The organism is Pseudomonas sp. (genome assembly GCF_030690725.1).
In the GTDB taxonomy this organism is placed as follows: Bacteria; Pseudomonadota; Gammaproteobacteria; order Pseudomonadales; family Pseudomonadaceae; genus Aquipseudomonas.
On sequence record NZ_JAUYGD010000037.1, the window covers coordinates 39,568 to 64,186 of the forward strand.

Annotated in this window: 23 protein-coding genes; 14 read left to right on the plus strand and 9 right to left on the minus strand. The window is 59.4% G+C overall.

All coding sequences use genetic code 11. The annotated features are described in order from the left end of the window. The first annotated feature begins 75 nt into the window (after window positions 1-75). The 11 genes from Q8O69_RS09375 to Q8O69_RS09425 all read left to right on the plus strand — a co-directional run bounded on the left by Q8O69_RS09375 (window position 76) and on the right by Q8O69_RS09425 (window position 11,938). On the plus strand, window positions 76-993 hold the full coding sequence (locus tag Q8O69_RS09375; RefSeq protein WP_305591536.1) for a LysR family transcriptional regulator: 918 nt from the start codon (window positions 76-78) through the stop codon (window positions 991-993). Window positions 994-1,125: 132 nt separating this feature from the next. After that, window positions 1,126-1,347, plus strand: coding sequence for a hypothetical protein (locus Q8O69_RS09380; RefSeq protein WP_305591538.1), 222 nt, complete (start codon window positions 1,126-1,128; stop codon window positions 1,345-1,347). A 46-nt stretch (window positions 1,348-1,393) separates the two neighbouring features. After that, window positions 1,394-1,726 (plus strand): low molecular weight protein tyrosine phosphatase family protein, encoded by a 333-nt coding sequence (locus tag Q8O69_RS09385; RefSeq protein ID WP_305591540.1) that lies wholly within the window; start codon window positions 1,394-1,396, stop codon window positions 1,724-1,726. A 229-nt stretch (window positions 1,727-1,955) separates the two neighbouring features. Continuing rightward, window positions 1,956-2,357 carry a MerR family DNA-binding transcriptional regulator gene (locus Q8O69_RS09390; RefSeq protein WP_090253868.1) on the plus strand — a complete coding sequence of 134 codons (402 nt, stop codon included), beginning with the start codon at window positions 1,956-1,958 and terminating at the stop codon, window positions 2,355-2,357. A 29-nt stretch (window positions 2,358-2,386) separates the two neighbouring features. After that, entirely contained in the window at window positions 2,387-3,550 is a 1,164-nt protein-coding gene (locus Q8O69_RS09395) for an isovaleryl-CoA dehydrogenase (RefSeq protein ID WP_282875877.1), read from the plus strand. An 18-nt stretch (window positions 3,551-3,568) separates the two neighbouring features. Beyond that, window positions 3,569-5,176, plus strand: coding sequence for a carboxyl transferase domain-containing protein (locus Q8O69_RS09400; protein WP_305591545.1), 1,608 nt, complete (start codon window positions 3,569-3,571; stop codon window positions 5,174-5,176). A gap of 36 nt (window positions 5,177-5,212) precedes the next feature. Then, on the plus strand, window positions 5,213-6,013 hold the full coding sequence (locus Q8O69_RS09405; protein ID WP_305591547.1) for a gamma-carboxygeranoyl-CoA hydratase: 801 nt from the start codon (window positions 5,213-5,215) through the stop codon (window positions 6,011-6,013). Next, complete coding sequence (locus Q8O69_RS09410; protein ID WP_305591549.1) at window positions 6,010-7,968, plus strand: acetyl/propionyl/methylcrotonyl-CoA carboxylase subunit alpha; 1,959 nt, start codon at window positions 6,010-6,012, stop codon at window positions 7,966-7,968. The genes Q8O69_RS09405 and Q8O69_RS09410 overlap by 4 nt, the downstream gene beginning before the upstream one ends. Before the next feature lie 89 nt (window positions 7,969-8,057). Continuing rightward, window positions 8,058-8,960, plus strand: coding sequence for a hydroxymethylglutaryl-CoA lyase (locus Q8O69_RS09415; RefSeq protein ID WP_305591551.1), 903 nt, complete (start codon window positions 8,058-8,060; stop codon window positions 8,958-8,960). A 218-nt stretch (window positions 8,961-9,178) separates the two neighbouring features. Then, window positions 9,179-11,134, plus strand: a complete 1,956-nt coding sequence (locus tag Q8O69_RS09420; RefSeq protein WP_305591553.1) for an acetoacetate--CoA ligase — start codon at window positions 9,179-9,181, stop codon at window positions 11,132-11,134. A 72-nt stretch (window positions 11,135-11,206) separates the two neighbouring features. Further along, window positions 11,207-11,938 carry an ABC transporter substrate-binding protein gene (locus tag Q8O69_RS09425; protein ID WP_304869241.1) on the plus strand — a complete coding sequence of 244 codons (732 nt, stop codon included), beginning with the start codon at window positions 11,207-11,209 and terminating at the stop codon, window positions 11,936-11,938. A gap of 28 nt (window positions 11,939-11,966) precedes the next feature. On the opposite strand, the gene Q8O69_RS09430 is transcribed toward Q8O69_RS09425, so the two are convergent. After that, complete coding sequence (locus Q8O69_RS09430) at window positions 11,967-13,196, minus strand: PilT/PilU family type 4a pilus ATPase (RefSeq protein ID WP_305591555.1); 1,230 nt, start codon at window positions 13,194-13,196, stop codon at window positions 11,967-11,969. 143 nt (window positions 13,197-13,339) lie between these two features. Between Q8O69_RS09430 and Q8O69_RS09435 the strand changes: the two genes are divergently transcribed. From Q8O69_RS09435 to sph, 3 genes are all read left to right on the plus strand, one after another. Continuing rightward, window positions 13,340-13,618, plus strand: coding sequence for a peptidylprolyl isomerase (locus Q8O69_RS09435; protein ID WP_160014225.1), 279 nt, complete (start codon window positions 13,340-13,342; stop codon window positions 13,616-13,618). A gap of 7 nt (window positions 13,619-13,625) precedes the next feature. After that, the gene (locus Q8O69_RS09440) at window positions 13,626-13,994 is read left to right on the plus strand and encodes an MmcQ/YjbR family DNA-binding protein (protein WP_305591558.1); all 369 of its coding nucleotides are present in this window, start codon (window positions 13,626-13,628) and stop codon (window positions 13,992-13,994) included. 133 nt (window positions 13,995-14,127) lie between these two features. Beyond that, the gene (sph, locus tag Q8O69_RS09445) at window positions 14,128-15,642 is read left to right on the plus strand and encodes a sphingomyelin phosphodiesterase (RefSeq protein ID WP_305591560.1); all 1,515 of its coding nucleotides are present in this window, start codon (window positions 14,128-14,130) and stop codon (window positions 15,640-15,642) included. Between the two features lie 106 nt (window positions 15,643-15,748). Here the strand turns inward: sph and Q8O69_RS09450 are convergent, their stop codons facing one another. From Q8O69_RS09450 to Q8O69_RS09485, 8 genes are all read right to left on the minus strand, one after another. Continuing rightward, a complete protein-coding gene (locus Q8O69_RS09450; RefSeq protein WP_305591562.1) occupies window positions 15,749-16,945 on the minus strand; it encodes a type II toxin-antitoxin system HipA family toxin in 1,197 nt (398 codons plus the stop codon). Then, window positions 16,942-17,193, minus strand: a complete 252-nt coding sequence (locus tag Q8O69_RS09455) for a helix-turn-helix domain-containing protein (protein WP_304869251.1) — start codon at window positions 17,191-17,193, stop codon at window positions 16,942-16,944. The genes Q8O69_RS09450 and Q8O69_RS09455 overlap by 4 nt, the downstream gene beginning before the upstream one ends. A 253-nt stretch (window positions 17,194-17,446) precedes the next feature. Then, on the minus strand, window positions 17,447-17,989 hold the full coding sequence (locus tag Q8O69_RS09460; protein ID WP_305591564.1) for an antibiotic biosynthesis monooxygenase: 543 nt from the start codon (window positions 17,987-17,989) through the stop codon (window positions 17,447-17,449). Next, on the minus strand, window positions 17,986-19,023 hold the full coding sequence (locus Q8O69_RS09465) for a catalase family peroxidase (protein ID WP_305591566.1): 1,038 nt from the start codon (window positions 19,021-19,023) through the stop codon (window positions 17,986-17,988). Before Q8O69_RS09465 ends, Q8O69_RS09460 begins: the two co-directional genes overlap by 4 nt. 5 nt (window positions 19,024-19,028) lie before the next feature. Then, window positions 19,029-20,138: an alkene reductase gene (locus Q8O69_RS09470; RefSeq protein WP_305591568.1), complete on the minus strand. Its 1,110-nt coding sequence runs from the start codon at window positions 20,136-20,138 to the stop codon at window positions 19,029-19,031. A gap of 57 nt (window positions 20,139-20,195) precedes the next feature. Next, window positions 20,196-21,653: an aldehyde dehydrogenase family protein gene (locus Q8O69_RS09475; RefSeq protein WP_305591570.1), complete on the minus strand. Its 1,458-nt coding sequence runs from the start codon at window positions 21,651-21,653 to the stop codon at window positions 20,196-20,198. A gap of 19 nt (window positions 21,654-21,672) precedes the next feature. Further along, window positions 21,673-23,310: a GMC family oxidoreductase gene (locus tag Q8O69_RS09480; protein WP_305591572.1), complete on the minus strand. Its 1,638-nt coding sequence runs from the start codon at window positions 23,308-23,310 to the stop codon at window positions 21,673-21,675. Between the two features lie 125 nt (window positions 23,311-23,435). After that, the gene (locus Q8O69_RS09485; protein ID WP_305591574.1) at window positions 23,436-24,365 is read right to left on the minus strand and encodes a LysR family transcriptional regulator; all 930 of its coding nucleotides are present in this window, start codon (window positions 24,363-24,365) and stop codon (window positions 23,436-23,438) included. Between the last annotated feature and the right edge of the window lie 254 nt (window positions 24,366-24,619).

Below are 24,619 nucleotides of genomic sequence, written 5' to 3' on the forward strand. Positions count from 1 at the left end.
TATTCTCACCGTGTATAAACATTCATCACCGATATATGATCCACTGATACCGACAACCTGCGGAGCGAGCGTGCAATGAATCTGAACAAGGTCGACCTCAACCTCTTTGTCGTCTTCGATGCCATCTACACCGAGGCCAATCTGACCCGGGCCGGACAGATCGTCGGCATTACTCAGCCCGCAGTATCCAACGCCCTCGCTCGCCTGCGTGAAACCTTCAATGACCCGCTGTTTGTGCGTACCGCCCAGGGTATGGTGCCCACGCCCATGGCGCAGAACATCATCGGTCCGGTGCGCAACGCGCTGCAGCAACTGCGCATCTCCGTGCAGGAAAGCCGCATCTTCAACCCGGGGCAGGCCAACAAGACTTTCCGCATCAGCATGACCGACCTCACCGAGGCCATCGTCCTGCCGCCGCTGTTTCAGCGCCTGCGCCGCCTGGCGCCGAACGTGAATATCGAGAGCATGCTGGCCCGGCGCCGCGAAACCACTAAAGAGCTGGCCGCTGGCCGCCTGGATTTTGCCGTGGACGCGCCGCTCAACACCGACCCGCAGGTGCGCCATGTCAAGCTGATGGAGGACCGCTACGTGTGCGCCATGCGCCGTGGCCATCCGCTGGCCAAAGAGAAAATCAGCCTGGACGAATACATGGGCATGACCCATATCCATATTTCCAGCCGCCGCAGTGGTCTGGGCCACGTCGACCTGGCCCTGGGCCGCATGGGCATCCAGCGCAAGATCGCCCTGCGCTCGCAGCATTACCTGATGGCCACCACCGTGCTGCAAGGTACCGATATGGCCATGACCGTGCCGGAGCGCTTTGCTCGGCGTAACGACCTGCACTTTGTCGAGCTGCCAATCAAGGACATGACGCCGCTGGAGACCCACATCTACTGGCACGAAAGCACCGACCAGGACCCAGCCAACCGCTGGATGCGCGAGCAGATCATCGAAATTTCCCAGCAGGCCACGGCCCAGGAAAAGAAAGCCTGACGGCGAATGCACCGCGCTATTTGTGATCAAGGAAATCGCCTGCAAGACACCATCACTGTGCTTCAATGGCCTGGACGGCCCTGCCTTTGAAACCGCTGGCGATTAGCTCAGGCGCTGCACGAGGATCACAACATGAATTCAATCCGGATTATCTCTATCGCACTGGTCGTGGCTGGCCTGTTGGGGCTGCTGTATGGCGGTTTCAGCTACACCAAGGACACCACCGCAGTGAAGCTCGGCCCGATCGAGCTCTCGGTGCAGGAGAAGGAAAGAGTCAACGTGCCAGTTTGGGCGGGTATCGGCGCCATACTCGCGGGCGGCCTACTATTCGGCTTCGCCGGCAGAAAGCCCTGAGCTGCGCTGAAATAACTTAACCCCGCGCCGATTGTGGAAAACTTTTTTGCCTCTCAAGTTACTGTTTATCTGCGCTAAAAATCGCCTACGCAGCCCTACCGCCGAGCAGCTGTTCGCTGATTGGCCCGGTGTGGAAACCGCATCGGCCGGCGTCAATCATGACGCCGACACACCAGTCTGCCCCGAGCTGCTGGCCTGGGCCGATCTGGTTCTGGTGATGCAGCGAGTGCATCGCAGCAAACTGGCCAGCAAATTCAAAGCCCACCTGACCAACAAACGCGTGGTTTGTCTGGATATTCCGGACGACTACGAGTTTATGGACCCCGCCCTGATAGCACTGCTGAACACCAAGATGCAGCGCTTTTTGCCGCCACGCTAAATCCCCCGATCTATCTCGCCGCTTAGCCAGCGAGGCGCGTCTCCGTCCGCTCGCGTCTTCGAAGTGGCATAAATTCCTCATGTCATCTTTAGCTATCCGCCCTAAGCCTTTGTTTTAAAAGTTATCCGGCGAACCTATAAAACACATCAACTAGGCACCCACTAAAGGTGATTGACTAAATATCGGCGCAGCCTTACGTTAACGTAAAGGTAAACAAGAGCGCTGCCGCATGTCCGCCACCACCTACTCCATTTCCGAACTGGCCCGCGAGCTGGATATCACCACCCGCGCCATTCGTTTCTATGAAGAACAGCAGATGCTCAGCCCCGAACGCCGCGGCCAGGAACGCATCTACACCGCCAAAGACAAGGTCACCCTCAAGCTGATCCTGCGCGGCAAACGCATCGGCTTTTCCCTCGCCGAGTGCAAGGAACTGATCGAGCTGTACGACCCGGTGCACGGCAACCACAAGCAGCTGCACACCTTTATGGCGAAGATCGCCGAGCGTCGCGCCCAGCTGCAGCAGCAACTGCTGGACATCGAACAGATGCAGCTTGAGCTGGATACCGCCGAAGAGCGCTGCCTGGCTGCCTTGGCTGAAACTGATAAAAAACAAACCGTTATCTCCTGAACTTAATTCGAACAATTACAGGTGGAACCATGAGCTACCCATCCCTCAACTTCGGTCTCGGCGAGACCATCGATATGCTGCGCGACTCGGTGTATCAGTTCTCACAGGCCGAACTGGCGCCGCGTGCCGCGCAGATCGACCGCGACAACGAGTTCCCCATGGACATGTGGCGCAAGTTCGGCGACATGGGCCTGCTCGGCATGACCGTGGAAGAGGAATACGGCGGCACCAACATGGGTTACTTGGCCCATGTGGTGGCGATGGAAGAGATCAGCCGCGCCTCGGCCTCAGTCGGCCTGTCCTACGGTGCCCACTCCAACCTGTGCCTGAATCAGATCCGCAAGAACGGCACGCATGAGCAGAAGGCCAAGTACCTGCCCAAGCTGTGCTCCGGCGAACACGTCGGCGCCCTGGCCATGAGCGAGCCGAACGCCGGCTCCGACGTGGTATCGATGAAGCTGCGCGCCGAGAAACGCGGCGACCGCTACGTGCTCAACGGCAACAAGATGTGGATCACCAACGGCCCGGACGCCCACACCTACGTGATCTACGCCAAGACCGACATTAGCGCCGGCTCGCGCGGCATGACCGCGTTTATCGTCGAGCGTGACTACAAGGGTTTCTCCCGCCACCAGAAGCTGGACAAGCTGGGCATGCGCGGCTCGAACACCTGCGAGCTGGTGTTCGAGGATTGCGAAGTACCGGAAGAGAACATCCTCGGTGCCGAAGGCGGCGGCGTGCGCGTGCTGATGAGCGGCCTGGACTACGAGCGCACTGTGCTCTCCGGCGGCCCGACCGGGATCATGACTGCCTGCATGGATGTGGTACTGCCCTACGTGCACGAACGCCAGCAGTTCAAGCAATCGATCGGCGAATTCCAGCTGGTGCAGGGCAAGCTGGCCGACATGTACGCTGGCATGAACGCGTCCAAGTCCTACCTCTACAACGTCGCAAAGGCCTGCGACCGCGGCGAGGAATCGCGCAAGGACGCCGCCGCAGTGATCCTCTACACGGCAGAAATGGCCACCAAGATGGCGCTGGACACCATCCAGCTGCTCGGTGGTAACGGCTACACCAACGAGTACCCGGCCGGCCGCCTGCTGCGCGACGCCAAGCTCTACGAGATCGGTGCCGGCACCAGCGAAATCCGCCGCATGCTGATCGGCCGCGAACTGTTCAACGAAACCAAATAGCCTGACGGAGCGCGCCAGATGGCCATTCTGCACACCCAGATCAACACCCGTTCGCCGGAGTTCGCCGCCAATAGCGCGGCGATGCTTACTCAGGTAAACGACCTGCGCGCCCTGCTCGCCCGCGTTCACGAAGGCGGCGGCGCCAAGGCTCAGGAGCGTCACACCTCGCGCGGCAAACTGCTGCCACGTGAACGGATTAACCGTTTGCTGGATATCGGCTCGCCGTTTCTCGAAATCGGTCAGCTGGCCGCCCATGAGGTGTACGGCGAAGAAGTGCCGGCGGCGGGCGTGGTGGCCGGTATCGGCCGGGTCGAGGGTGTGGAATGCATGATCGTGGCCAACGACGCCACGGTAAAAGGCGGTAGCTACTACCCGTTGACGGTGAAAAAACACCTGCGCGCGCAGACCATTGCTCAGCAGAATCGCCTGCCGTGCATCTACCTAGTGGATTCCGGCGGTGCCAACCTGCCGCGCCAGGATGAGGTGTTCCCGGATCGCGAGCACTTTGGGCGGATCTTCTTCAACCAGGCCAACATGTCGGCCATGGGCATCCCGCAGATCGCCGTGGTCATGGGTTCCTGCACCGCTGGTGGTGCCTATGTGCCGGCCATGGCCGATGAAGCGATCATGGTGCGCAATCAGGCCACCATCTTCCTCGCCGGGCCACCGCTGGTAAAAGCCGCCACCGGTGAGGTGGTCAGTGCCGAAGACCTCGGCGGTGCCGATGTGCACTGCAAAACCAGCGGCGTGGCCGACCATTACGCCGACAACGATGAGCACGCCCTGGCTCTGGCGCGGCGCAGCATTTCCAATCTGAACTGGCGCAAGCTCGGCGTGCTCAACAACCGCGCGCCGATCAACCCGCTGTACAGCGGCGAAGAGCTGTATGGGGTGATCCCGGCAGATGCCAAACAGCCCTTCGATGTGCGTGAAGTCATCGCCCGCACCGTCGACGGCAGCGTATTCGATGAATTCAAGGCGCTGTTTGGCGCAACCCTGGTGTGCGGCTTTGCGCATATCCACGGCTATCCGGTGGCGATCCTCGCCAATAACGGGATCTTATTCGCCGAGTCAGCACAGAAAGGCGCGCACTTTATCGAGCTGGCCTGCCAGCGCGGCATTCCTTTGCTATTCCTGCAGAACATCACCGGCTTTATGGTCGGGCAGAAGTACGAAGCCGGCGGTATCGCCAAGCACGGCGCCAAGCTGGTCAACGCAGTGGCCTGCGCCAAGGTGCCGAAATTCACCGTGATCATCGGCGGCAGCTTTGGCGCCGGTAACTACGGTATGTGCGGCCGTGCCTACGATCCACGCTTCCTGTGGATGTGGCCGAATGCGCGCATCGGCGTGATGGGCGCCGAACAGGCCGCCGGCGTACTGGTGCAGGTCAAACACGAACAAGCCGCCCGCGCCGGACAGAGCTTCTCCGCCGAAGATGAAGCCAAGCTCAAGCAGCCGATCCTCGAACAGTACGAGCGCCAGGGCCATCCGTATTACTCCAGCGCCCGTCTGTGGGACGACGGTGTTATCGACCCCGCGCAAACCCGTGACGTACTGGGCCTGGCGCTGTCCGCCAGCCTTAACGCGCCGATTGAGCCGACCACCTTTGGCGTGTTCCGCATGTAAGGCAGCGCCCTGCCCCGGATTCTAGAGCGACAGACCATGACCGACTTCAACACCATCGAACTGCAAACAGACCCACGCGGTTTTGCCACCCTCTGGCTCAATCGCGCGGACAAGAACAACGCATTTAACGCCGAAATGATCCGCGAGCTGATTCTCGCCCTCGACACGGTGATGGCCGACAAAACCCTGCGCTTCCTGCTGCTGCGCGGCCGCGGCAAGCACTTTTCCGCCGGCGCGGACCTCGCCTGGATGCAGCACGCGGCGACCCTGGACTACAACGCCAACCTCGCCGACTCACGCGAGCTGGCCGAGCTGATGCACAACCTGTATCAGCTGAAGATCCCGACTCTGGCCGTGGTGCAAGGCGCGGCTTTTGGCGGCGCACTCGGTTTGATCAGCTGCTGCGATATGGCCATCGGCACCGTTGACGCCCAGCTGTGCCTGTCCGAAGTGCGCATCGGCCTGGCGCCGGCGGTGATCAGCCCATTTGTTGTGCAAGCCATCGGCGAACGTGCTGCGCGGCGCTATGCCCTGACGGCTGAGCGTTTTAGCGGCCAACGTGCCCAGGAACTGGGGCTTTTTGCCGAATGCTATGCCCCGGACGCTTTGGAGCAGGCTGTGGCCGAGTGGGTCGACACATTGCTGCTCAACAGTCCGCAGGCGATGCTCGCCAGCAAGGATCTGCTGCGCGAAGTCGGCAGCGGCGTGCTGACGCCGGCGCTGCGCCGTTACACAGAAAACGCCATCGCCCGTATCCGCGTTAGCCCCGAAGGCCAGGAAGGTCTGCGGGCCTTTCTGGGCAAACGCAAACCCGCATGGCAGGAGCCGCAAACATGAACCTCAAGCCTATCGACACCCTGCTGGTGGCCAACCGTGGTGAGATCGCCTGTCGGGTGATGCGCACGGCCAAGGCCATGGGCATCCAGACCGTGGCGGTACACAGCGCCATCGACGCCAACGCGCGCCATGTGCGCGAAGCCGATCTGGCGGTGAATCTGGGCGGTGCCAAGCCAGCGGACAGCTATCTGCGGATCGACGCGCTGATCGCTGCGGCCAAAGCCAGCGGTGCCCAGGCCATCCACCCCGGTTATGGCTTTCTTTCGGAAAACGCCGGCTTTGCCCGCGCCATCGAAGCCGCCGGCCTGATCTTTCTCGGCCCGCCCGCCAGCGCCATCGACGCCATGGGCAGCAAGTCCGCGGCCAAGGCGCTGATGGAGGCCGCCGGCGTACCGCTGGTGCCGGGCTATCACGGCGAAGCGCAAGATGTAGAAACCTTCCGCGCTGCCTCGAACGCAATCGGCTACCCGGTGCTGCTCAAGGCGGCGGCCGGCGGTGGCGGCAAGGGCATGAAGGTGGTCGAGCGCGAGAGCGAGCTGGCCGAGGCCCTGGCCAGCGCCCAGCGCGAAGCGCAGTCCTCCTTCGGCGACTCGCGCATGCTGGTGGAAAAATACGTGCTCAAACCGCGCCATGTGGAAATCCAGGTCTTTGCCGACTCGCATGGCAACTGCCTGTACCTGAATGAACGCGATTGCTCGATCCAGCGCCGTCACCAGAAGGTCGTCGAAGAAGCGCCGGCTCCGGGTCTGTCAGCCGATCTTCGTCGCGCCATGGGCGAGGCTGCGGTCAAGGCCGCTCAGGCCATCGGCTATGTCGGCGCCGGCACCGTGGAGTTTCTGCTAGATGAGCGCGGCGACTTCTTCTTTATGGAGATGAACACCCGTCTGCAGGTCGAACACCCGGTCACCGAACTGATTACGGGCCTGGACCTTGTTGCCTGGCAGATCCGCGTCGCCCGTGGTGAAGCGCTGCCGATCACCCAGGAGCAAGTACCGCTGATTGGCCACGCCATTGAGGTGCGGCTGTATGCGGAAGATCCGGATAACGACTTTCTGCCTGCCACCGGCACCCTCGCGCTGTACCGCGAAGCCAATACTGGCCCAGGCCGCCGGGTAGACAGTGGGGTCAGCGAAGGTGATGAAGTCTCGCCCTTCTATGACCCGATGCTCGGCAAGCTGATCGCCTGGGGCGAAAACCGCGAAGAGGCGCGCCTGCGCCTGCTGGCCATGCTTAAGGAAACCTGCGTCGGTGGAGTTAGAACCAATCTAGCCTTTCTCACCCGCGTGCTGGCCCACCCGGCCTTTGCCAATGCGGAGCTGGATACCGGCTTTATTCCGCGTCACGAGGCACAGCTGCTGCCTCCGGTAACCGATTTACCGGCCGAATTCTGGCAACTGGCTGCCGAAGCCTTTGTGCAAAGCGAAGCGCCGCTGCAACGCCACGACGACTATCACTCGCCATGGGCGCGCAATAACGGCCTGCGTCTGGGGCTGCCGGCGGAAACTGACCTGCATCTAAGCTGCCAGAACGAGCGCCAAATAGTACGCCTGCGCCATGCTTCGGCTTCCACCGTACAACTGCAAGGTGAAAGCCTGTCGGTTGAACGCGATGGCCTGCGGCAGCAGCACCTTGCGATTCGCCGCGGCGACAGCCTGTATCTGCACTATGCCGGCGAGCTGCGCAGCATCCAGCGCGTCGACCCGATTGCCGAAGTCGAAGCCAGCCATCAGCATCACGGCGGCCTGACGGCACCGATGAACGGCAGTATCGTGCGCGTACTGGTCGAGGCCGGCCAGCCGGTCGAAGCCGGCACTGCGCTGGTGGTGCTGGAAGCGATGAAGATGGAACACAGCATCCGCGCGCCCCATGCTGGCACCGTCAAGGCGCTGTATTGCAGCGAGGGCGAGATGGTTAGCGAAGGCGCCGTGCTGGTGGAGCTGGAAGAAGCCCCTTGATGGGTTGAGCGCAGCGATACCCATGCTGCTCAGCAACGTAGGATGGGTTGAGCATCGCGATACCCATCACTGAGAACAACGAGGCAACGATGAACCTACCCCAACAAGTCCGCCTGGTCGAAGTCGGCCCGCGCGACGGTTTGCAGAATGAGAAACAGCCGATCAGCGTGGCCGACAAGGTGCGTCTGGTCGATGACCTGTCGGCCGCAGGCCTAGGCTATATCGAGGTCGGCAGCTTTGTATCGCCCAAGTGGGTGCCGCAGATGGCCGGAAGCAGAGAGGTGTTTGCGCAGATCCAGCAGTTGCCAGGTATTACCTACACTGCGCTAGCCCCAAATCTGAAAGGCTTCGAAGGCGCGCTGGAAGCGGGCGTGCGCGAAGTGGCGGTATTTGCTGCAGCTTCGGAAGCCTTCTCGCAGAAGAATATCAACTGCTCAATCAGCGAGAGCCTTGAGCGCTTTGTCCCGGTAATGGACGCAGCCAAGCAGCATGGCATTCGTGTGCGCGGGTATGTTTCCTGCGTGCTGGGCTGCCCCTATGACGGCTCTGTGCCGCCCGAGCAGGTCGCCATGGTCGCCCGCGAGCTGTTTGCCATGGGCTGCTATGAAGTATCGCTGGGCGACACCATCGGTGCCGGCACCGCTGGCGACACGCGCAGATTGATCGAAGTGGTTGGCCGCGACGTTCCACGCGACAAACTGGCCGGACACTTCCACGACACCTACGGCCAAGCCTTGGCCAATATCTACGCCAGCCTGCTCGAAGGCATCAACGTATTCGACAGCTCGGTCGCAGGCCTGGGCGGCTGCCCTTACGCCAAAGGCGCCACCGGCAATGTCGCAACCGAAGATGTGCTGTACCTGCTTGAGGGCCTGGGCATCGAAACCGGTATTGATATGGGCCGCCTGATCGCCGCTGGCCAGCGCATTTGCGCGGTGCTGGATAAGCCCAATGGCTCGCGGGTGGCGCGGGCCAAGCTGGCCAGCGCGTAGTTGTAGGTAGTGCGTAAGGTTTTATTTACGCACTGTAAAGCACCGCCGTCAGGATTACTGCCCGCTGCCTGATGGCGTTGCAAAGCGACTACAGCAGCTGCTGCTAGCGATCAGCGCGAGCGCTCAACAACTCGACGCAAGGCCCTCCGCCAGCCAGTAGGCTTGCAGCAATAAGCCGGCTAACCGCGCCGGCATAACAAGAATGATGAGGAAGCACGATGCAACAGCCACTGTGGACGCCTTCTGCCGAACGTATTGAGGCGACACGAATGGACAGCTTCCGCCGCTTCGTCAATCAGCGCCACAGCCTGCAACTGGCCGACTATCCGGCCCTGCACGCCTGGAGCGTGGCGCAGCGTGAAAGCTTCTGGCAAGCGATTGTCGAGTTCTTCGAGATCCGCTTTAGGGCACAGCCCGAGGCCGTGCTGCAAGAAAGCAGCGCCATGCCCAGCGCCCACTGGTTTCCTGGCGCAACTCTGAACTTTGCCGAACACCTGTTGCGCCGCCGCGATAACCACCCTGCGCTGATCGCCATTGGCGAGGACGGTAGCCGCGAGCAACTGAGTTACGCCGAGCTGGCCGCCCATGTCGCCGGTCTGCAAAAGAGCCTGCGGGCAGCCGGCGTCGGCAGCGGCGACCGCGTCGCAGCCTTTATGCCAAATACCTGGCAAACCCTGGTCGGCATGCTCGCCGCCAGTAGCCTGGGCGCGACCTGGTCAAGCTGCTCACCGGACTTCGGCACCCAAGGAGTTATCGACCGATTCGGCCAGATCGAACCCAAGGTACTGATCGCCGCCGCCGGCTACCGCTACGCCGGCAAGAGTCTCGACCTGACCACCAAACTCAATGAGATCCTCGAACGCCTGCCCTCGCTTGAGCAGCTGATTGTGGTGCCCTACTCCAATACCCAGGCCAAAGCCGCCGACTTCCATTCGACGGCCAAGGTCGCGCTATGGCAGGACTTCTACCAGGCCGGTGGCGAGCCCGAATTTACCCAGGTGCCGTTCGATCATCCGCTGTATATCCTCTATTCTAGCGGCACCACCGGCGTGCCCAAGTGCATCGTGCATGGCACTGGCGGCACCCTGTTGCAGCACGTCAAGGAACTCGGCCTGCACACCGATCTACATGCCGACGACACGCTGTTCTACTACACCACCTGCGGCTGGATGATGTGGAACTGGCTGGTCTCGGGCCTGGCTCTAGGCGCAACTCTGGTGCTGTTTGACGGCTCGCCCTTCCATCCGGGTGCCGAGCGCCTGATCGACCTGATCGACGCGGAAAACATCAGCATCTTCGGCACCAGCGCCAAGTTTCTCGCAGCTCTGGAAAAAGCCGGTGCCAAGCCGGGCAACACGCACAAACTGCAACGGCTTAAAGCCATTCTGTCGACCGGTTCGCCGCTGTCTCACGAGAGCTTCGAGTACGTCTACCGCGAGATCAAAGCCGATATCTGCCTGTCGTCGATCTCCGGCGGCACCGATATCGTTTCCTGCTTTGCCCTCGGTAACCCGGTGCTGCCGGTGTGGCGTGGCGAGCTGCAGTGCAAGGGCCTGGGCATGGATGTGCAAGTGTGGAACGACGCAGGCCAGCCGGTGACGGGCGAGAAAGGCGAGCTGGTTTGCGCGCAGCATTTCCCCTCGATGCCGGTGGGCTTCTGGAAGGATGCCGATGGCAGCAAGTTCCAGGCGGCCTACTTCGAGACCTTCCCCGGTATCTGGGCCCACGGCGATTACGCCGAGATCACCGCCCACGGTGGACTAGTGATTCACGGCCGCAGTGACGCGGTACTCAATCCCGGTGGCGTACGCATTGGCACCGCGGAAATCTATCGCCAGGTGGAAAAGGTCGAAGCCGTGCTGGAGTCCATCGCCATCGGCCAGGAGTGGGACGACGATGTGCGCGTGGTGCTGTTTGTCCGTCTGCGCGATGGAATCGAACTGACTGACGCGCTGCAAACGCAGATCCGTCAGGTGATCCGCGCCAACACCACACCACGCCATGTACCGGCGAAGATCATCGCCGTGGCGGATATTCCGCGCACTATCAGCGGCAAGATCGTCGAACTGGCGGTGCGCAACGTGGTGCACGGTAAACCGGTAAAAAACACCGACGCCCTGGCCAACCCGCAGGCCCTGGAGCTGTACCGCGACCTGGCAGAGCTGCGGGACTGAAGTACCAAAAACTCCAGCCGAGCCCGGCGCGCAGTGCTTATACTCCAATCCAGTCGTTGTTGGAGTGCTGCCGTGGCTGTGCGCTGGATCTGTCTCGCTGTACTGCTGACCTCGCTGAGCCTAAGCGCAACAGCACAGGAACCGCTGGAGCTGCATATGCCGGACGCGCCGCCGCTGACCTTTGTCAGCTTTCAGGGCGGCTACGGCATGGTCGGCGATGTGGCATTGGCCGCGATTGCCCGCGCAGGCTACCTCAGCCATATCCATGTAACCCCCTGGGCCCGGGCGCAGCAGCGGGTCAGTCGCGGGCAGAATCTGCTGATCATCCCGCTCTCGCGTACTCCCGAGCGCGAAGCGCTGTACACCTGGATTGCAGCCATTTCGCCACTTGAACGCGCCTTCTTCAGCCTCGATGCGCCCGTGGCCGACTTTGCCGAAGCGCGTCAGCGTTACCGGCGTATTGCCGTCGGTCATGGCACAGCACAGATGGAAATCCTCAAGCGCGAAGGCTTTAGCGAAACGCAGATTGTCAGCCTTAAGCTTGGCGATAACCCTGCGCGCATGCTCGAGCTGGGCCGCGTCGATGCCTGGTTTACCGGCGTGCCGGAAGGGCTGTATCTATGGCCGCAAAGCAACAACAAACTGCAGATGAGCCCCGTGCTGGCCAGTACCGATATGTACCTGGCCTGCTCGAAAGACTGCGATGCGCAGTTGCAGGAAGATCTGCGCAAGGCCGTTGAAGCGCTACGTGCCGAAGGCATGATCCAGCGTATTCAGGACGCCTACCGCCCCGAACAACGCTAGCGGTAAGCCGCTCTATTGGCGCCGGTGTTCAAATACCTTTGCGCCCTGGGTCCTCTGGCAGCTGTTCTTCTTCAATATCTTCCAGCTTCAACTCCAACCCCCACTCTCCCGCCGAAGCAGCGGGCGCCGCAGGTGCAGCAGGCGTCGGTGCGGCGGCCGCTGGCGCGGGCGCAGCGGCAGGTGCTGAGGTGCCTGGGTTGTCGCGATAGAGTTTGAGCTTGAGGCGTACGTTGTTCGCCGAGTCAGCGTTTTTCACCGCTTCTTCTTCATCAATCGAGCCATCGTTGACCAGGTCGATCAGCGCCTGATCGAAGGTTTGCATACCGAGGTTTTTCGACTTTTCCATGATCTCCTTGATCTCGGAAAACTCATTGCGCTTGATCAAATCACGAATGGTCGGCGTGCCCAGCAGCACCTCCACCGCCGCCCGGCGCTTGCCGTCGATGGTCTTGACCAGGCGCTGGGAGACGAACGCCTTGAGGTTGTTGCCCAGGTCATTGAGCAACTGCGGGCGGCGGTCTTCCGGGAAGAAGTTGATGATGCGGTCCAGCGCCTGGTTGGCGTTGTTGGCGTGCAGCGTGGAGATTGCCAGGTGGCCGGTGTCGGCAAAGGCCAAGGCATGCTCCATGGTTTCGCGGTCGCGGATTTCGCCGATCAGGATTACATCCGGCGCCTGACGCAGGGTGTTCTTCAGTGCGGCGTGGAAGCTGCGGGTATCCACCCCCACCTCACGCTGATTGATGATCGACTTCTTGTGCTTGTGCACATACTCCACCGGGTCCTCAATGGTGATGATATGGCCGCCGCTGTTGCGGTTGCGGTAGTCGATCAGCGCCGCCAGGGAGGTCGATTTGCCCGAACCGGTGCCGCCAACAAATAGCACCAGGCCGCGCTTCTCCATCACCGTTTTGAGCAGCACTTCCGGCAGCTTGAGGTCTTCGAATTTGGGAATTTCCATCTTGATATTGCGCGCGACGATCGACACCTCGTTGCGCTGCTTGAAGATATTGATGCGAAAACGCCCAACGCTGGGAATGGAAATCGCCAGGTTCATCTCCAGCTCACGCTCGAATTCCTCACGCTGCGCGCTATCCATCACCGAATCAGCAATGGCTGCCACCTCGCCGGCCTTGAGCGGCTCGGCGCTGAGCGCCTTGAGCACGCCATTGAACTTGGCGCAGGGCGGCGCACCAGTGGAAAGATAGAGGTCGGACCCGTCCTGGCTGGACAGGATTTTCAGCATGGCGTTGAGGTCCATAACGAGATTTCCCGCGAGTTGGATTTATTACGTTAGGCCAAGATTACGCATCGCTCCTGGGAAAATCAGAGCGTGCCAGGTTCAAGCGCTAAGCGGCTGATAATACTGGCACAATACGTTCATCCAAATCCGAGGAGCCCGTCATGCCAAAGGCAATGGCCCGCCATATTCTGGTGAAAACCGAAGCAGAAGCCGCCGCACTGAAAAAACGTATTGCCGCCGGCGAGGCGTTTGACGTGCTGGCGCGCAAATACTCAACCTGCCCCTCCGGCAAGAAAGGTGGCGATCTGGGTGAGGTGCGTCCGGGACAGATGGTGCGCGCCATCGATCAGGTGATATTCAAAAAGCCAGTGCGTGAAGTCCACGGTCCGGTGAAAAGCCAGTTTGGCTACCATCTGGTGCAGGTCTTCTACCGCGAGTGACCCCGTTATGACGCCTGAACACGTTGCTGCTTTTTGCCTGAGCCTGCCGGGTGCCCGTGAGGACATCAAATGGGGCGGCGTGCGAGTGTTCTCGGTGGCCGAGAACAAAATGTTCGCCCTGTTCCACCTGGGTAGCCATGACGGCCTGGCCTTCAAGGTCGATGCCGACCTGTTTCTCGGCTATTGCGACCGTCCCGGCATCCGCCCTGCGCCTTATCTGGCGCGCGCTCGCTGGATCAGCATGGCCGCGCCCTACCCACTGAACGATGGCGAACTGCGCGAGCTGCTGACGCGCTCCCATCAGCTGGTGGTAGCCAAACTGCCCAAACGCCTGAAGCTGGCTCTGTTGCTCGACCCACCAGCAGCGGATTCGTAACAGCCACGTCATGCCGCTGTAACCCGCTCAACGCAGACTGCGCTGGCGCTGGTCTAGCCCACCCACCTTTCGATCATTCTCGCGGTTAACGGTGACTGGAAGACTGGCCATTCCCCTACCCGGAGGCCACCCTATGCATCGCTGCCTGTTGCCACTGCTGTGTTTCAGTACGCTTGCCCTATCCGCCCCGACCTTTGCCCAGGCAAACCCGGATGAGCAGTTCAAACTGCTGGCACATAACGTATTCCTGCTGCCCAGCACGATAAAGCCGGGTTGGGGCCAACAGCAGCGCGCGGCGTTGATCGCTGAGGCGGCGTATATCAAGGGCCAGGATGCAGTGATTCTCAACGAGCTGTTCGACAACCCAGCGTCGGCCATTCTGCTCAATGGTTTGCAAAGCCAATACCCGTTTCAGACGCCCGTGCTCGGTCGTAGCCGCACGGGCTGGGATGCCACTCTGGGCGCCTATTCGGACACCACCCCGGAAGACGGCGGCGTGGCCATCGTCAGCCGCTGGCCAATCGAGCAACGCGTGCAATATGTCTACAGCCAGGGTTGCGGGGCGGATTACCTGTCCAACAAGGGCTTTGTCTACGTCAAACTCAATCGCAATGGCCAGGCCGTGCATATCATCGGCACTCATGCGCAGGCAGCGGACACCGGTTGCCCGGATGGCAAAGGCACCGCTGTGCGGGCCAGTCAGTTTGATGAACTGCAGAACTTCATCAGCGCGCGCGGCATTAGCCTTGATCAGCTGGTGTTTATTGGCGGCGACTTCAACGTCATCAAGGACAGCAGCGAGTACCACGACATGCTCGCCCGCCTGCAGGTCAACGCACCGGATAGCTATGCCGGCAGCGACACCACCTTTGACACCAAACGCAACGGCATCGCCAACTACCAATACCCCAACCATGCCCCGGAATACCTGGATTACATCTTCCTTTCGCGCAACCACCAACAACTGCCGTTCTGGCACAACCAGGTCCTGGATACCCCGGCGCCACGCTGGACGGTCAACCTGGCGGGCGCGACCTGGCAATTTCAGGACTACTCCGATCATTCCCCGGTAGCCGGCTTTACCCGCGCCGACAGCACGACGCCAACCCGCGCCAGCAAGCCGCAGCAAAACCTCTACGGCGAAGTGGTCTTGCAAAGCACCACCACCGGCAAAACCCTGCGCGCCGGCAGCAGCAAGGCCAACGACTGGGTGAAGATCAACGGCAACGGGCTGGAGCCAGAAAGCCTGTTCAGCCTGCGCAACTGGTACCACCCGGAGAGCTTCTGCATCCGCAGTGGCGACTACATTGAAGTCGAATCGCGCCGCCACCCGGGCTATTGGCTCAACTGGTGGCTGGGCGGTGGTGGCGGTAACTACGCCTATTACATGAAAGCAGGCGATTCATCCAACCAGCTACGCATCGAGCTGGCCAACAACAACGGCTGCCTCAAGGATGGCGACAACATCCGCCTGCGCGACCGCGACACGGTGCGCGGCACTGACTACTACCTGCAAAACTGGGCGTCCGGCAGCTGGAAAGAGCACCTGTACCTGTGGAGCAGCTCACCCGCCAATGCCGAACAGTTCCGCGTGCACCTCAAACGCCCGGCGCACTACCCGGACTGGAGCAGCAAGCTGCACTACTGATAGGCAGAAGGCGGCAGTAATAAGCCGCCGTTCGTGACGGGGCCTGTTTGGCAGCCAGGGGCATCTCCGATGCCCCCCATGCCCCGTCATCTGTTGCTGAGCGCTTTCAGCCAAACGTCTGGCTAAACGGCTGAGCGCTTGCCCGGATGGCTGCGGCCACCTGGGGAGCTTGCTCGCAGAGCTCGGGAAAGCGCGCGAGCACCCTTTCATGAGCGGCTAACAAACGCAGAATGCGTGCCTTGGGCTGGTCGACATCACAGGTTTTGGCGAACTCCAACAGCCCTTGCCGTGAAGCGAACAGCGACTTGTTACCGAGCAGATCCAACGCCAGCACATCGTCCGGGATATAGGCGGTGGTATTGACGATGTCATAGGCCGGGGCCAAGCGCGCATCACGCTGCGTCGGGTCGCAATAGAGCAAGCCAAAGTTCTTCAGGTGCGCATCACCATTGCCGACGATGCAGCTCAAGGCCACGCTGTCGAACAGCTGATCAAGCGAACTGCGCAGGTGCTCCGTCGGGCAGAACAGGCGGATGGCTTTGGCGATGGCAGCGTAGCTTTTGCTGTATTTCTGCTCGGCAGATAGCCCCATCAGTGCCGCCATATCTTCAAAACCAATCGGGTTCTGCTGCTCATCACGGTCAAAGCGGCGCATGACAAACAGCCTGGCGTTATCTGACAGGTAGAACTCCGGGGTGGGAATGCCGGCTTCTTGGGCAATCGACATGCAGAGAAACTCATTGATCGCCAGGCCGGGAAACTCATCGCGGCCGCTCTTGATGATCAAGTCAGAGGTTTTGCTCGTAAATTTATGCGGCACAGACGCCGCATGTTCCGGCACCAGAACCTTGGGCTGAACGCCAGAAATGCCGGCACGCAGAATGTAGCGGTCGACCAAATCGATAAAAATGTCCTCGGCACCGTCCCAGGTGAGGATTTCCTCCAGGCGTTCACCGGGAAACTGCTGGCGCAGCAATAACGCATCGACGGCCTGAGAACTTACGAAGACCCGACCAATAGGGGCGCTGCTGCCTGAAAGCGCCAGCAACAGCATCGGGTCGACATTAACGGTCTTGGCCAGACGGTTACGCAACTGTTCCAGCACATAGCCTTCGGGAAGATTCATCTGGAAAATCGGGTGCAGTTCGCGGCGGCGATACTCATCCATGCGCACAGGCATCAGCAGGCTGATCGCGGCACCTGCAGTCGCTTGGTCGGCATAGCGGAAAATGTAGTCTTCCGCACTGGTGAAGATTCGCCCGCTATCCCCTGCCGGCGTGCTGACCTGCAATGGCGTGCTCACTCAAACACCCCCTGCACTTCTTCCAGCGTCGGCATGCTGGCAGGCACAACCGACAGCTCACAGCCGAGAGCACCCAGCACGCGGGCATAGGCCGTCATACCCACAGAAATGCTGCCCTTTTCCACGGCAATGACTTTTTGCCGCGTAAGCCCGGCAATATCTGCAAGCCCAGCTTGAGTCAGCCCACGGTTAAGCCTCCGCGCGCGGATCTGCTGGCCTAATCGCTGAGTAAGAAGTAGATAGTCCATGTTACGTATACGCGACCTTTGTTTGTAAATGTAACGTATACGAAACTAAAGCTAAGATCAAATCGCCCACTAGGAGCATATTCCGCCGAATGACCTCTGCACGCAGTAAGCCTGCGGTTATTCAAACGGCGCCGTTACTGCTGAGGTTGAACGGCGCAGAGTTCTGATCAGGAGCCGAGCACAATAGAGACACTGAAGGCGCCGCCGAAACGCTGAGCGTAACGGCAGCACTATTCACATTGACGGCTAACCCTCAGCGCAACAGCCAGCGAGACAGGGCACGTGTCGCCCAAGGCATCAACCAATAGACCATGCCCAGAGACACCAAGCCGGCAACCATGACCTTAAACAACCAGGCCGGTAGGTCCAGCTCTGTACGTTCAAGAACGGCTGACATTATCCAGGGTATGAACACGGTTAACGGCAACACGACCACCCAAGACAGTAGCCATTGCTTCCACCGGGCAACAGTGACGCGCCCCTGCAACGGCTCAAACCAGAACTTTGAGTCATCCTCAGCGCGATAATAGTCCTGTCGTAGCCATGGTAACGACTCGCGCAGCAGGCCTTGGCGCACCTCAGACTTCAGCCAGGCCAGGACGTGCTCTTTGCTGACAAACCGCAGAATTATCGCGTAGCGCAGTTGCTGCCCTACCGGTTTAACAATATCCGTGGCCAAGTAGCCGGGGAAATTTTGATGAGCCTCAATAGCCTTGCTCATCCATTGTTCATAAAGCGCCTGATATTGCGGGCTAACCTCATGAACAATCACACTGACACCGGTTTCATTACTCATGGTTGTTGCCTGCGTTGCACAGCGCGTTGGTAGATTCGCGCGCGTGCTTGAATCATCGGGTCGTGGCTTGCCGAGATACCGTCGGGCAATCGCCCGGGGTTGAAATCAAGGCGTTGCTGGGTGGCTTGTTGCTCCGCCATCGGCACCACAGCATCGAGGGTGAGGATGCCCAGCTCCACCTCTTGATGGCTGCGTGACCACGGAATCGAGCCATCGTCTATGGCGTCTCCGGGAGCGGCCAACTGCACCACCAAGCGCAACTTCACTGGCCCTCTGGCAAGGCGTGTGCCGATTTCGTCCTGCAAATAATCTGCAGGCATTTCTGCGGCTTGCTGCTCAGCTAGTACGGCCTCTGCCACTAGTGGCTCAATGCGATAACGGCCGATACGCTGCTCGCCCTTCGCATTGCTGAAAACTAGAGAGTTGACACCGAAGTACTCCACAGCGGCGTAACTTTTGGGTACCTGTTTGGCTGCCTCAAGAAAGTTCTGCGCCCTTGGATGAGTGGCCAGGAATACTTGCAGCGGCAACGGATCAGGCGGTGTAGCGACATTGGCGGCAATGCCTTGCAAAAAGCTGAGAAAGTCTTCGGGCGTGGCAACCGGAAAGCCATCGAACGAGTGCGTCACAATATCCGTGAACTCGCCACTCGGTAGCGAGAAACGCACAGCCAGACCATGCGGACTGGCCATCGGGTCACCGTCTGCAGTACCTGGCAAACCACTGAAGTTGGAGAACCGCAGTTGCAGCGGAACTGCTTGACCCTGGAAATGGGCCGCTCGACTTAACACCGCAGCATCTTGCGTGGCAGTAAACATGCCGCGCATTAAAACGCCTTTAGCATGAGTAATACGAAAGCCAGGGTGATGACCAAAGGTTGCATAGAGCGCATCAAGCAATGCGTCATACAGACTGTCTTGCTGTTGGGTCAGGTTATTCATAGGAGAAAAATCATCTTCGTTTGCTGCGATGGCAAAGGGCGCTGCCATCGCCCATGCCAATGCTGCGCCGGGCAAAAATAGAGGTAGTCGCATTGGGTTCAACTCAGGGTTGCCAGGACTGGATAGTCGGTATATCCGCGGGCATCACCGCCGTAGAAGGTATTGCTATCCGGCTGCGCCAGCTCAGCATCACGGATAAACCGCTGCGGCAGATCCGGGTTGGCAATAAAGGGTTTGCCGAACGCTACTGCATCGGCCAAGCCCTGCATGAGAATGTCCTGAGCGTCTGTTTGCTGATAGCCGCCACAGACAAAGATCGCACCACTGAATAGCTCACGCAGTTGGGCACGAAAGCCCACGGGATACTGCACACCAGGCCACTCAGACAAATGCAGATAGGCAATGCGCCGCGCACTGAGGGCCTCGGCCAAGTACAACGTAATCTCTTGGGCTTCGACACTGAAGTCCATATCGTTAACGCTTGGCGGACACCAAGGCGAGAGACGAATACCCACGCGCTCCGCACCGACGACTGCAGCAACGGCATCAACCACGTCCAGGACAAATCGGGCGCGGTTTTCCAGGGAGCCGCCGTAACGGTCATTGCGCTGATTGGTGGTTACAGAGAGAAACTGCTCGAGTAAAAAACCGTTCGCCCCTTGTAGCTCAACCAAATCAAAACCTGCCTCACGAGCCCACAGTGCCGCCTGGACAAACTCCTGCACCACCACGGCAATACTCTCTTCACTCAATGCCTGTGGCGTGTCGCAATCGACCATGGCGGGGGCGCCTTGCGCATCAAACGCGAAGGTCTTGGCCTTTGCGCGGATGGCAGAAGGGGCAACGGGTAACTGTCGCTCGGGTAATACCGAGTGGTGAGAAATACGCCCGACATGCCACAGCTGAGCAGCGATCAGACCGCCATTGCCATGCACCTCATCGACGACCTGCTTCCAGCCCAGTTGTTGAGCTTCGGTATAAATACCTGGGGTATAGGCATAACCCTTGGCCCCAGGCGAGATAGGCATCCCTTCGCTGATCAACAATCCGGCACTGGCACGTTGTCCGTAGTATTGGGCGTTCAGCGCAGTTGGAATATCACCGGGCTGAGCTGAGCGTGAGCGGGTCATAGGGGCCATCAACACGCGATTAGCCAGGGTCAGAGGACCTACATGCAATGGTTCCAGCAAGGTTTTCATACGACTCATAAAATAGTTCTCATGCTGCCGCCTACGCAGCACTGTGCGCAGGCGAGCGAGTGGGATTTAGTGGTGGCGTAAGCCGGGATTGAGAGCGATGTGTTTGTATTCAACGAAATCATCCATCGCCGCCACACCATTCAAACGGCCCTGGCCGGACTGTTTGAAACCACCCTCCTCGAACTCGTCGTAGACCACTGCCCAATCATTGACCCAGACAGTGCCGGCCTCCAGCTCGCGAGCAACCCGTAAAGAGCGATCGATATCGCGAGTCCATACACTCGCGGCCAAGCCAAATTCGCTGTTGTTGGCCAGAGCAATCGCCTCTGCTTCGCTATCAAACACCTGCAGCGTCAGCACCGGACCGAACGTCTCACGCTGAACAATAGGCATCTCGGGATCAGTTACCCGCAGCAATGTTGGCCGGTAGAAAGCGCCGCTGGCCAAAGGTCCCTCGGTAACCGGACCGCCGCGCACGATGACCTCAGCACCGCCAGCGATGGCCTCTTCCACCACGTGGTTAACCCGCTGAACGTTGGGCTTATCGATCAAAGGCCCCATCTCGCTGCTTGGATCGGCAGCGGGCCCCACGCGCACGGCTTGCAGCCTCGCGGCCAAACGCTCGATCAACGCAGGAGCAATATCGCGCTGCACCAACAGCCGCGAGCCCGTCATACAAAACTGTCCAGCGAATACGGTCAGGGCTTTTTCAAGCGTTGGCACTGTTGCATCAAGGTCGGCATCGTTAAACACCAGCATGGGGGTTTTCCCGCCCAACTCCAGACCAAAACGCTTCAGCGACTGCGCGCCGACGGCGGAGATTGCGCGGCCCGTTGTGGTGCTGCCGGTAAAACTGATCACCGGAACCTTGGGCGACTCCACCAGATGGATGGAACCAGCGGCGCCATGCTCACTAAACAAGTTGATGACACCACGCGGCAGTGACACAGACTCGCTCATGATGCGTGCCACCAACGCATTGGTTTGAGCTGTTTGCCCAGGCATTTTAATGACAGTGGTACAGCCGGCCGCCAGGGCTGGTGCCAGGGAGCGAATCATCAATACGACTGGCGAGTTCCACGGCACGATGATGCCCGCCACACCAACGGCTTGACGAATCACCAGGGAAATTTTGCCGGGTTTAGGCTCTGCTGCACGACCGTACTCAGCGCGAGCCTGAGCGGCGTAGTAGCGCAACTTGGAGGGCACCATAGTGACCTCGAACGCGGCTTCGGGTTTGATCTTGCCGTTTTCCAGGGCAAGTATTGCGATCAGCTCTTCGGCATTGCGCTCAAAGGCATCCGCCAACTCCAGCAGCACCTTGGCGCGCAAGTTGCGATCATCTTTCCATGGCGTCTCGGCGAACGAGCGCTTAGCCGCTTCAATCCCCTGCTGCGCTTCATGCAAACCACCTTCAGCGTATTGACCAATGCGTTCATAGGTCGCCGGGTCGATGGAGTCTTTATAAACGCCGGAGTCCAGCCACAGGCCATCGATCCAGTTCAAAACCGGGGTGTTATTCATAGAGGTAATTCCTAGATTATTAAGCGTAGAGGCTGGCGACTTTCTCAGCCGCAGCAATCACAGTGATGTTGGTTGCCACGGAGGGCACGTCGGGAAAGATCGAGGCGTCCGCTACACGTAGCCCCTGCACACCCATTACACGCGCTTCAAGATCAACCACTGCGTGTGCGTCACCCGGTCGCCCCATGGGCGCCGTCGAGGTTGGGTGGTGATAGGTATCAAGACTGGCTTTGACACTGGTAAGCAACGCCTCGTCGGTGTCATTGCCCGGGCCTGGATTGAGTTCTGAATGAATCAGCGTGTTCAACGGCGCTGTTGTGCCGATTTTGCGAGCCAGACGAATGCCATCAAGCAGGCGCTGACGATCCTTGGGCTCGGCGAGAAAATTGAGGTCAATGCGCGGTGCAACAAACGGATCGCGACTGGCCAAGGTCACCTTGCCACGCGACAGCGGCCGAGTCAGCGCGACCGCGAGCACAAAGCCAACCTGCGTCGGGCTTTGCTCATGGGGAAACAAATGGGTCGCGGTGATGTGCAGATCCAGATCGCCGTTTTCGGCTGTGCTGCTGTGGGTCCACAGCTTGGCGCCAATGGCGGGCGACTGACTGCCAATTAGCTCAGGGTTGGCCGCGTAGGCATTGTAGTAAAACGGATGATCCATCAGGTTTTGCCCAACGGGCAGTTCAGCAACCAGCGGGATCTGCAAGGCACGCAAGTCCTCACTCGGACCTATACCGGAGCGCAACAGGATCGCTGCGCTGCCGTAGCTACCCGCAGACAGAATGACTTCACCGGCCAAGAGTCTTTCACCATCGGCCAATTGCACACCGATTGTGCGTTTACCATCAAAAAGCACTTTGTCGACAAGACTATCGGCGCGGATCAGCAGATTAGCGCGGCTGCGTACTTCATCAGTGAGATAGGCCATGCCGGTGTTGACCCGTACACCGTTGACGATATTCATCGGATACGGCCCTACACCATTGGCATCCGTACCATCAAAGTCGCCAACTTTCGTGTAGCCATTCGCCACTGTCGCGCTGATAAAGGCCCGCTGCATTGGCGTGACATCGGCATCACTAAGTTGATGCACTGGGAGAGGGCCATCATGGCCGTGCAAGCGACTAGCACCGGCACTGTGGGTTTCCAATTTCTTGAAGAATGGCAATAGCTCTGCATAGCCCCAGCCTGGTAGCCCCCAGCGCTCGAAATCAGTAGGCCGCGCACGAATTGCCACAGCGCCATTGATGGCCGAACTCCCGCCCAACACCTTACCGCGCAGAGCACCGATGGCATGATTGATGTATCCCGGCTGAGCCTTGTAGCCCCACTCAAATTCAGGATTGCCATTGGCACCAACAACATCGCTGCTGGCAATAAGCGCAGGATAACTTCCAGGGCTATAGCTGTGCCCTGCTTCCAGCAGTAGCACTCGACGAGCAGTGTTTTCGCTCAACCGCCGGGCAAGCACTGCGCCAGCCGAACCACCACCGACGATGATTACATCGAATTCGCCAGGCTGCCCGTCACCCTTACCGGACTTGTCAGCAGGCTCCAATGCACGGGCTAAACCACTGCCCACTGCAAGGGTAGCTGCAGCCATGACACCACCAGCCAACACAGCACGACGAGTGGGGTTGTTTAAGGAATTTGTCATCCGTCTTCTTCCATTTCTTCCTGTCAGACGCAGGTAATGCGCCTGTTGGAAAAAAGGATAAGTCAGGGTTCAAACCCTCATAAGCCAGAGAAAAACGAATCGATGTTTCGTTTTTCTCGAACGACTCAAGACGGTGGCTGCAAATGGGCGCTCAGCATCTGATCCCAAATCGCCGGGTTGCCGATCTGCTCACTGAGGAAGCCACTGAGCGCACGAAGCTTGGGCGAGGTTCGCTGCGACTGACGATAGACCACAGAAATATTGCCACCACGGGGTGCATAGGGCTCCAGCACCTCTCGCAGCTCACCGTCCACAATGGCCTGCGCGGCCAGGAACGTAGGCAGTATCGCGAGGCCAAGACCCGCCTTGGCCGCCTCCATAAGTTGATGGCCACAATTGGTACGCATTCGGCAGCGCACACGGAATGACTCCAATGTGTTGTTCACCGGTAGCGTCCACATGCCATGAGGCTCGCGATTCACGTAGAGCATGGCGAAATGCTGGGCCAGGTCTTGTGGGATCTGCGGCGTGCCATAAGTATTCAGATAATCCGGGCTGGCACAGATGATATGGCGGTTGGGGGTAATGGTTTTGGCCACTAGCGAAGAGTCTGGCAGCTCACCAATGCGCACCGCCGCATCAAACCCTTCTTCGTGCAAGTTGACGCGCCGATCATCGAACTCAACGTCCAAATCCAACTCTGGATACTGCCTGGCGAAAGACGACAGAATCGGCGTCAGATAGCGCATACCAAAAGCCATCGGCACTGCAACACGCAGACTCCCGCGAACAGTCGAAAGCGATGTTAAAACGGCGTTTTCGGCATCCTCAACATCAGCAAGGATACTGATGCAATGACGGTAAAAAACCTCGCCAGATTCAGTCAGTCGAGTCTGCCGACCACGCTCTAGCAAGATGCTTCCCAAGCGTTTTTCTAGCTGCTGAATCCGCTGGCAGACCATCGATTTGGCCGTACCCAAACGGCGAGCGGCCTCAGAAATGCTACCGGTGTCCGCCACGGTGACGAAAGAATGCATCTCAGACAGTTTGTTCAAGTTCTAAATCCATAAAGAGTAATGTGCATGTCTTCCAGACTGACATGCACTCATGAAAAGTTTATGTTCAGTGGCAGGTTGGTGATTACGCCAGAAAGCTTTTCAGTTTTCACTGACAATGATCCTCCAGCGCCACTCAACTGCTGAAGAGTCAACAGTTCAAGTGACCTACCAAGCGTTTCTATCGCGTTAGCCCCCCATTGGAAACCGGCCTATTGAACCGCACGCAAGACGCTGACGAATCAACACGCCTA